Annotated in this window: 8 protein-coding genes and 1 riboswitch; of the genes, 5 read left to right on the top strand and 3 right to left on the bottom strand. The window is 41.0% G+C overall.

Annotation, left to right across the window (positions count from 1 at the left end):
- Window positions 1–370: 370 nt before the first annotated feature.
- Together ACFO3P_RS11510 and ACFO3P_RS11515 are read right to left on the bottom strand one after the other, a co-directional pair.
- Window positions 371–1,963 (bottom strand): ABC transporter permease, encoded by a 1,593-nt coding sequence (locus tag ACFO3P_RS11510; RefSeq protein WP_042531959.1) that lies wholly within the window; start codon window positions 1,961–1,963, stop codon window positions 371–373.
- Complete coding sequence (locus ACFO3P_RS11515; RefSeq protein WP_042531953.1) at window positions 1,963–2,862, bottom strand: ABC transporter ATP-binding protein; 900 nt, start codon at window positions 2,860–2,862, stop codon at window positions 1,963–1,965. The genes ACFO3P_RS11510 and ACFO3P_RS11515 overlap by 1 nt, the downstream gene beginning before the upstream one ends.
- A gap of 273 nt (window positions 2,863–3,135) precedes the next feature.
- Between ACFO3P_RS11515 and ACFO3P_RS11520 the strand changes: the two genes are divergently transcribed.
- The gene (locus tag ACFO3P_RS11520; RefSeq protein ID WP_042531951.1) at window positions 3,136–3,723 is read left to right on the top strand and encodes a TetR/AcrR family transcriptional regulator; all 588 of its coding nucleotides are present in this window, start codon (window positions 3,136–3,138) and stop codon (window positions 3,721–3,723) included.
- 45 nt (window positions 3,724–3,768) lie between these two features.
- Here ACFO3P_RS11520 and brnQ read toward each other — a convergent pair whose 3' ends face one another.
- Entirely contained in the window at window positions 3,769–5,106 is a 1,338-nt protein-coding gene (gene brnQ, locus ACFO3P_RS11525; RefSeq protein ID WP_042531949.1) for a branched-chain amino acid transport system II carrier protein, read from the bottom strand.
- A gap of 257 nt (window positions 5,107–5,363) precedes the next feature.
- Between brnQ and ACFO3P_RS11530 the strand changes: the two genes are divergently transcribed.
- From ACFO3P_RS11530 to ACFO3P_RS11545, 4 genes are all read left to right on the top strand, one after another.
- Window positions 5,364–6,533, top strand: coding sequence for a pyridoxal phosphate-dependent aminotransferase (locus ACFO3P_RS11530; protein ID WP_175297086.1), 1,170 nt, complete (start codon window positions 5,364–5,366; stop codon window positions 6,531–6,533).
- 61 nt (window positions 6,534–6,594) lie between these two features.
- A riboswitch (SAM riboswitch) is annotated at window positions 6,595–6,692 on the top strand.
- 142 nt (window positions 6,693–6,834) lie between these two features.
- Window positions 6,835–7,854, top strand: coding sequence for a methionine ABC transporter ATP-binding protein (locus ACFO3P_RS11535; protein ID WP_193064031.1), 1,020 nt, complete (start codon window positions 6,835–6,837; stop codon window positions 7,852–7,854).
- Window positions 7,850–8,518, top strand: a complete 669-nt coding sequence (locus tag ACFO3P_RS11540; protein ID WP_139089063.1) for a methionine ABC transporter permease — start codon at window positions 7,850–7,852, stop codon at window positions 8,516–8,518. The genes ACFO3P_RS11535 and ACFO3P_RS11540 overlap by 5 nt, the downstream gene beginning before the upstream one ends.
- 14 nt (window positions 8,519–8,532) lie before the next feature.
- Window positions 8,533–9,678: an alpha-hydroxy-acid oxidizing protein gene (locus ACFO3P_RS11545; RefSeq protein WP_042531940.1), complete on the top strand. Its 1,146-nt coding sequence runs from the start codon at window positions 8,533–8,535 to the stop codon at window positions 9,676–9,678.
- Window positions 9,679–9,846: the final 168 nt, after the last annotated feature.

Consider the following 9,846-nt stretch of genomic DNA (forward strand, 5'->3'; position numbering starts at 1 on the left):
TCTGCCATTCTATTATAAGGGGAAAGAGATAAGTATGTCACTTTTTCGATAAACATACTAGCCTTGTATAATCCCCATTGCATTTATCTGATCATTGATTGTAAGTCCTTATCTCTAACTTCTTCCACAGAGTGTCCTTGACTATTTTTTCAAGGCGGCAGATGTCCTTTTCCTATGGTTTTCTCTTTCTTGACAGTACACATCATTTCGAATGCATATTGATTTCCTTTTTCACATTCTATTATTTTGCAAATAAAAAAAGTAACCCCTTACGGCAATCGAGTTAAAGAGGTTACTTTCCATTAAATTATCATTATATACCGGATTTAAACGTTGTATGAATTTTCTGCAGACATGATTTTTCTATCTATTATCCTTCTATATCACGTCGCTTATACCCCCATGCACCAATAAATATCAATAATACACCTATTCCAGAGAGAATCAATAGAGAGGCATAAGACAGTTCCTCACTGGGGTAAACTGGAACATGTTCATAGACCGATAGATTTATTACCCAATCCGGAAGCTCTAAAATATCTCCTAAATAGATGACGATAAACCCGTAAACGAGGAAGAGCCACACAAGTGAAGTTGCTCTGGGAAGCCAGCCGATTAATAAAACAGCCAAGCCTAACACAAGCAGAACCGCTGGAATATACACAACGGAAGCTCCCATGACATCTCCAAGAGGCATCATGTCCTCACTGATAACCGTTCCCACACTCCATAATGCAAACGCCTGTAATATCGGCAGCAGAATCGCAATTAGAATAGCCGGAACAAGATAAGCCCTCAGCAGCTGCATCCGTGACACTGCCCTGCTGAATACAAGTTCTGTCCGATTGGATTTTTCTTCTCCGCGCAGCCTCAAAAAACTGATAATTACCGGCGCCGTAATAAATAATGTCATGATAGCCATCAATAAAACAATAAATTGCTCCATGACATTTCCTTCGCCTGTTAAAAAGGCTTGCATCGCTTCATTCTCTAAAAAGAAGGCTTCTAAATCTCCTAATATAAGCGCAAAAACAATATGAAGCAGCAAGATGCCAATCGTCCATATGAAAATCATTGTTTTCTGTAAGCGGATGACCAGCCCGACCTTTGTTTTTAAAAAGGCAGAAGCACGCACTGAACCTGCCCGTTCAGGTAATAACCCATCCCCTATATCACGTTTTGCCTGCAGTATAAATGCTATAATACCTAGTCCCAGACTGCTTACCAGCAATAAACCGATTGGAAAGATGTTATTGTCCACAAAAACATACGCTCTTGATAACCAGCCAAGCGGACTGATCCAAGATAAAAACGCCGCTTCCACATCCCCGACAGCTCGTAAAATATAGAAGAAAAACAACGCACCAAACCCCAAAATACTAGTTCCTCTTGAAGTGACCGAAAAATGAGCAAAGAATGCTGTCATAGTACCAAACAGCAGTCCAAAGCTCCCCAAAAGACTGCTATAAAGGACAACTCCAGAAAATCCAAAGCCGTCTATCTGCATAAAGCCCATTGCTGTCGCAAGCAGGATAACGAATAAAACATTCGCAGACAGCATGACCATAAAGGAAGCCGTTAGATAGCTTAAACGTCCGACAGATCGAGATTGAACAAGCTCTAAGATGCCATTCTCCTCATCATCCCTTGTCAGCTTCGACATGAGTAAAATATTCATAATAGCCACCGCAATGGCAGAAAATAATAGCATCTCCAGCGCAAATAAGCTGCCAATCTTCTGGTAATGATCATACCCTATTCCAAGCATGGCAATCATGGCCGGATTTTCCATCGTCATGGAATAAGCTTCTCTGGATGCCTGATCAGGATACAGGTCTGGGTACGCATAAGCTACAGAGCAGCTTACCAGAACAAGTCCAGACAGCCACAGCAGCAGCCGCAGTCGATGCTGTCTCATTAAAATAGGGAACAATATCCCCGTTCCTTTGATATGTTTTCTCATCACGCATTCTCCTCGCTGCTTCGTCCCTCGTAATGACGCATAAATAAATCTTCCAGCGTCGGCGGAGTGCTTTCTAGTTTCCGTACGCCATATTTATTTAAATAGTTGATAATCTCCTCCATATGATCTGTATCTGCCTGAAAAGTAATTTGTCCTTCTGCTTCTTCTAACTGGTGTACACCGGACAGATTTGCGAATCCTTCTGGAATTTCTCTGGTTTCTACCTGCATCTGCATTCTTGTTAAATGACGCAAATCATCCAGTGTACCTCTTTCAATGATTTTTCCTTTGCGAATAATTGCAACACGATCACAAAGCTTCTCGACCTCCGATAAAATATGACTGGATAAAAGTACTGTCTTCCCTGCTTCTTTCATTTCTCTTACACCCTGCTGAAAAATATGCTCCATCAGAGGGTCAAGTCCCGAGGTCGGCTCATCCAGGATAAATAAATCAGCTTCTGAAGCAAAGGCAGCTATCAGAGCAATTTTTTGCCGGTTTCCCTTCGAATAAGACCTTGCTTTCTTCGTCGGGTCAAACTGAAATCGTTCTACCCATTCATCACGTTTTTTCTCAGAATAGCTCCCGTTCATTTTCAGTAAAACATCAATCACTTCTCCGCCCGTTAAATTGGGCCATACATACACATCTCCCGGTACATAGGCACAGCGTTTATGAATATCTGCAGCGTCCTTCCATGCATCCTTCCCAAATAAGGTTGCGCGCCCCTCTGTTGCCTTTAACATTCCTAATAAAATACGTATCGTTGTTGACTTCCCCGCTCCATTCGGTCCGATAAATCCATAAATTTCTCCTTCTCTTAATTCCATTGACACGTGATCCAGTGCTTGAAAATCACCAAATCGTTTTGATACCCGGTCCAGCTGCAGTACAGTCATAAGAAATCCTCCCCTGAAAGTTTTGAAATATTTAACCTGATATATTTCATAATATAGATAAAATAATTTTACGTCAATAAGTTTTGAAATATTATTATATTTATATTTCATTTCTAAATGTGATATGATAAAGTAAAACCTTATTCAGTGAGGGCTTTTCGACACACAGCTCTATACGATGGGACGAGTAATCGCAATGGTTTTCGGTGGGGCGAGTAACCGCAGTCCCAGTCCCATCCAGTTACACTGTGATAATTACGGGGGTGACAGGCTATGGATGGATTTGAACGCAGAACATCAATCAAAAAAGAAAAGATTTTAAATACAAGCGCAGCATTATTTAAAAAAAATGGCATCAAAAAGGTTTCCATCTCAAAGATTGCAAAGGAAGCAAATGTGTCGCAGGTAACCATTTATAATTATTTTGATAGCAAGGAAAAATTATTGCATGAAGTGCTTGTCTACTATACGAATCAAATGTGGGAAATATATCATAAACTCATTGAAAAGCCGATATCGTATGAAGAGAAGATGAAGCAGCTTATCTTCTCTGAAGCACAAATCGTAAATGATGTACACGAAGAATTTTCCAATTATATGATGGAGCAATATAAAATACCAGGTAATTTTATCGAGCGTCTCTACCAGGAAAAGGCACTTCCAGCAATGATGCAGCTCGTTCAACAGGGCAGGGATGAAGGTTTTATTGATCCTGCTATCAGCGATACAGCTATCTTCGTCTACCTTCAGATGTTTAGCGATTATTTACAAAAAGGAGATGCCATCGAACAGCTCGTTCCGCTGACAGAAGAATTAATGAAGTTGTTTTTCTACGGAATTGCAGGAAAAAATGATAATTAAAAAACCTGGCTGTTAGATAAAAAAATCCAACAGCCAGGTTTTATTTTATTTTTTTACTTTCGAGACAATAATCATAATGACTGCGACAATAACTGCCGGCAAAAGCCAGCCCAAACCTTCTGCATAAAGCGGAAGAGTATCGCCTAGTGTCTCAATAAGCGTATCTAACCATCCAGGCAGCTCTAATTCTAATGACTGATAAAGCGCTACAAGACCGTCTATGATACTAAATATGAACGTAACTGCAATAGTCGGGATGTAGACAAGACGTGAATGGTTGAAAAACGGTGATACGAACGTCAGCAAAACTAATACCATTGCCAGCGGATATAAGAACATAAGTACCGGCGTAGAAAAAGCAATAATATTTTCTAAACCAAAGTTAGCTATGACAAAAGTTAAAATGGAAAAGAAGAATACCCATGGCTTATAAGCAATCGCCGGAAACAAGGTATGGAAATACTCTGCATTTGCTGTAATCAGACCAATAGCAGTGGTCAAACAAGCTAATATAATAATAGCAGCCAGCAAAATCGTTCCAAATGTACCGAAGTAATACGCTGCAGCACCGCTTAACACAGGCCCTCCATTTTCCAATACACCTAATTCTGTCACACTTGTTGCACCCAGGTAAGAGATTCCTACATAGATGATAACCAGCAGTGCTGTCGAAGTTAAGCCTATCTTCGTCACCGCAGAGAGAATTTGATTATTATCTGTAATTCCAAACCCTTTGATAACATTAATAATAATAATCCCAAATACCAGTGCTGCCAAAGCATCCATCGTATTATAACCTTCTAAAAATCCGATAAAAAAGGCGGAAGTCTGGTATGCTTCCTCTGGAGCCTGAATCGTCCCCATCGGATTAAAGAGGGCAACTGCCAATAAAACAAGCAGTAAAACAACCAACACTGGCGCTAAAAATTTCCCAATATTATCAACAATTTTAGATGGAAATAACGAGACAAGCAGGGCAATTAAGAAAAAGACTCCGGTAAAAATCAAGAGAACCGTTGATTGAGATCCTTCGCTTACATATGGACCAATACCAACCTCATAAGCCACTGTTCCTGTTCTTGGAGCTGCAAAGAATGGTCCGATTGTTAAGTAAAGTAACGCCGTAAACCCAAGACCATAAACAGGATGGACACGGCTGGCAAGCTCCTGCAGATTATTTTTTCCAGAGAAGCCCATTGCCATAATACCCAGAAAAGGCAACCCTACTCCAGTGATTAAAAAGCCAATCGTAGCCGGGGTAATATTATCTCCTGATAATTGTCCGAGCTGTGCCGGGAAAATCAGGTTCCCCGCTCCAAAAAATAAAGCAAATAACATAAATGCAATTGCTAAATAATTTCCTATACGCAGTTTGGTATTCATTTTTATTCCTCCTACCTCCAAACCAAATAATTCTTGGAATTATCTAATTATTTAACATAATTTGACACGATTTCTATCTTACTACTTTCACATATGAAATGCAACGGAAAAAGGGATGAATAAGAGACACGGAAAAAATTCCCATCCTGCCTTGTTTTGCTGTTTTCTCATATTTTTTATAGACAATCGCACTGCAAACTTATACTATTAGATGTAATTATAAAATTCACAAACTAGTATAAAGAGGTCGATAGATGATGAAGTTATCCCGTCGTGTAGAAAAGCTTCCTGCTCAATTTTTTGCATCCCTTGCCGGCAAAGTCGCTGCAGCCCTGGAAGAAGGAAGAGATATTATCAATCTCGGACAAGGCAACCCGGATCAGCCGACACCGCCGCATATTATCCGTACACTTCAGGAAAGCGCCGAAAATCCGGCTGCCCATAAATATTCCCCTTTCCGCGGTACCGATGAATTAAAAGGGGCTGCAGCACAGTTTTATAAAAGAGAATATAATGTCGATTTAGATCCTGCTTCAGAAATTGCTATTTTGTTCGGAAGTAAAATTGGCTTGGCAGAACTCCCTTTAGCTGTTATGGATGAAGGCGAATTAATGCTCTTGCCAGACCCTGGATATCCAGATTATTTGTCCAGTGTTTCATTAGCAGACGTTACTTATGACACGTTTCCATTATTAGAGGAAAACAATTTTTTACCAGATTATGCTGCCCTGACGCCGGAACAAAAGAAACTTGCCAAGCTATTATATCTCAACTATCCAAACAACCCGACCGGAGGTGTCGCAACGAAAGAATTTTTTGAAGATACCGTTGCGTTAGCGAAGGAAAATGATATCGGTGTTGTTCATGATTTCGCTTATGGAGCCATCGGTTTCGACGGCTATCAGCCAATAAGCTTCCTACAGACAAAAGGAGCGAAAGATGTCGGCGTTGAGCTGTACACCCTTTCCAAAACCTATAATATGGCCGGCTGGCGAGTCGGTTTTGCTGCTGGCAACAAAGATATGATCGAAGCGATTAATATTCTGCAGGACCATTTATTTGTCAGTCTTTTCCCAGCTATTCAAAAGGCAGCTGCGGAAGCATTATTAGGGGACCAAAGCTGTGTCACCTCGCTTGTGGAACGCTATGAACAGCGCAGAGATGTTCTCATAGAAGAATGCAGACGTATCGGCTGGGAAGTCACTGCACCGAAAGGCTCTTTCTTTGCCTGGCTCCCTGTACCAGCGGCATTTACAAGTGAAACATTTGCTGATTATTTATTACAAGAGGCGGATGTAGCCGTTGCAGCCGGGAATGGTTTCGGAAAGAATGGAGAAGGTTATATACGCGTCGGATTACTCGTAGAAGAGAATCGTATTCGCGAAGCTATTCGACGTATTGAGAAACTGCAGCTGTTTCAAAAATAAATATTGACGAAACTTGTAAAATAAGATACTTTTAAAGAATACAATTCAATTACTACCACACCTCTTATCCAGAGCAGCTGAGGGACTGGCCCGTTGAAGCTCGGCAACCTTAAAAAAAGGTGCTAATTCCAGCAAGACACCCGTCTTGAAAGATGAGAGCAGAAAATAAGATTACATTTTCGAGCCTCTCTTACCCTAGAGAGGCTCTTTTTTAGAAATTGTATCGATTCTGACAAGACAGCTGCAAACAATATTACCTATCAACTGCAGCATAATGATAGAAAGGCAGGAAAAACAGCAGATGATCAAATTAGAGAATGTCACAAAAGTTTTCCCCTCCAAAAAAGGAAAGGATGTTACTGCACTGGACGATGTGACGATTTCTGTCAATAAAGGAGAAATCCATGGCGTAATCGGCTACAGCGGTGCAGGAAAAAGTACATTAATTCGCTGTGTCAATTTACTGGAGTCTCCTTCGAAAGGAAAGGTTTGGATTGATGGAACCGACTTAACGAAGCTGTCAAAAGAAAAGCTCCGGCAAACAAGACAAAAGGTCGGCATGATTTTTCAGCATTTTAATTTATTAAGGACTGCCAGTGTCTATGATAACATTGCGATTCCATTAAAATTACTCGGCGTACCGAAGGCAGAGGTTAAGGAAAGAGTCATGAAATACTTAGATATTGTCGATTTATCTGAGAAAAAAGATGCTTATCCTTCCCAGCTTTCCGGCGGTCAAAAGCAGCGTGTCGCTATTGCCAGGGCGCTGTCACAGGAGCCACAGGTCCTCCTGAGCGATGAGGCAACCAGCGCACTCGACCCAGAAACGACAAATTCCATTCTCGAACTATTATTAAAAATTAATGCAGAGCTTGGGATCACAATACTATTAATCACGCACGAAATGAACGTTATCCAAAAAATATGCGATTATGTCTATGTTATTGAAAATGGAAACCTCATTGAACAAGGTTCGACGATAGAACTATTTACAAAACCTAAACAGCCGACGACTAAAAAGTTCTTAAATACCATTTCACAACGAAAATTATCGGATCGTTTAATTGATGAATTGAATTTAGAAGGCAAAGTAATTCGTTTAACCTTCCTTGGTGAAAATACAGGTCAGCCGCTGTTGTCTAAGGTAACACAGCAATTTTATGTAGAGCCGAATATTCTGACTGCCAATATTATCGAATTAAAAAATGGCATTGTCGGCAACCTTGTCGTTCATTTGATTGGCAGTGAGCATCAAGTAGAACATTCTCTCTCCTTCTTAAAAGAACAAGGCGTAGAAGTAGAAGAATTGGGGGTGAATTAACATGCAGGCATTTATTGATCAATGGGGTTCAGAGTTTTATGATGCCATAATAGAAACTCTTCAAATGGTTTTAATCTCTTTGTTTTTCGCTGTTATTATCGGCGTTATTTTAGCTATTCTATTAGTTTTGACACGTCCGGGACAACCCTTGCAAAATAAGTTTGTTTATCAGTCTTTAAACCTGCTGATTAACGTCATCCGGTCCATTCCATTTATTATTCTTTTATTCTTTATGCTTCCTTTCACCAAATTGATTGTAGGTGTAACCATTGGTGTAAAAGGAGTTATTGTGCCGCTCGTTGTCAATGCAGCTCCTTATATCGCCAGACTGATTGAATCCTCCCTGTTAGAGGTCAACCAAGGTGTTATCGAAGCATATCGAGCGATGGGAGTAAAGACACATCAAATTATTTGGAATGTGATGCTGCGTGAAGCGAGACCAGCCATTGTTCTTGCATTAACCATCGCAACAATCAGCCTTATCGGGGCAACTGCTATGGCCGGATTAGTCGGCGCTGGAGGCCTGGGTGACTTAGCTTACCGATTTGGACACTTGCGTTATGAAACAGACGTCATGTACGTTACGGTTATTATGCTCGTTATTATCGTTCAAGGTCTTCAGTCTCTTGGAAACCGACTCGCCGAACGATTGAAAAAAGATTAATTGGAGGAAAAAATATGACAACCTCATCCAAGAAAGGCTCTTTCTTAGAGCATATAACCATACAAGATTCCTTTCCAATTGGCACTGCACAGCTTGAAGCTGCAGCAAAGCATGCCCTGCCGGCAGAAGTATTTGGCCACATCCGCTCTGGTGCCGGCGGGGAAGAAACGTTAAGAAAAAACAGAGAAGCCTTTGAGAAATATTCGATTATTCCCAGGTTTTTACGTAATGTCTCCGAAGTAGACACATCTATACGTATTTTAGGAAAAGAATATGCTTCCCCATTAATGGTCGCTCCGATAGGACATTTAAAAATGGTTCATGAAGAACCTGACTTTGCCATTGCAAATGTTGCGGCTTCGATGAATATTCCATACATTCAAAGCACTGTTACAGCAAGATCTATCGAAGAAGTCTCGGAAGCTGTTCCTCATGGACCAAAATGGTTTCAATTATACTGGTCCAATAATGATGCTATTTCCTACAGTATGGCAGAACGCGCAGAAAAAGCCGGATATGAAGCGATAGTGGTCACCGTGGATACTATGATTCTCGGGTGGCGTGAAGATGATATGAGGCATCAGTACTCCCCATTGAAAAAAGGGTATGGAAAAGCAAACTATGTCCAGGATCCTGCATTTCAAGAAGGCTTAAAGGATGGACAGGATGAAGTTGAATCAATTATTGAAAACCTTCATCACCCATCCCTTCATTGGGACAATATAACGGCATTACGTCAACGTACGAAGCTGCCAATTTTTCTAAAAGGCATCCTTCATCCTGAAGATGCAAAACAAGCAATAAAAGCCGGAATAGACGGGATTATTGTCTCCAATCATGGCGGCAGACAAATGGACGGAATCATACCAAGTCTGGAAGCATTACCAGCTATACGCGAAGCTGTTGGTCCAGATTTCCCCTTGCTGCTTGATAGCGGCATCCGCCGGGGAGCAGATGTCATCAAAGCCCTGGCGCTTGGCGCAGATGCGATTTTATTTGGGCGTCCGTATACCTACGCGCTTGCACTTCAGGGAGAAGCAGGCGTTCAGAAGATATTCGCTAACCTTGCGCAAGAAGTTGCTGTATCGATGGCATTATCTGGAGCTAAGACAATAGAAGAAGTAAAGCAGCTCACATTGAAAATTGCTGCTGATAACTAAGTATATATACAGAGCGGCCTCTTGACGGAGACGCTCTTTTCTTTCATCATAATCATATAATATGGCTCTATACTGAATGTGGTGGTGTCCTCCGTTCCATCGCCAGATGGAACGGAGGCAAAAAAATACACTCCTTTTCCTCTCTCTGATAACCTTGAGTTGTCGAGA

It is taken from the genome of Oceanobacillus aidingensis, assembly GCF_042654105.1.
GTDB classification, from domain to species: domain Bacteria; phylum Bacillota; class Bacilli; order Bacillales; family Amphibacillaceae; genus Oceanobacillus; species Oceanobacillus oncorhynchi.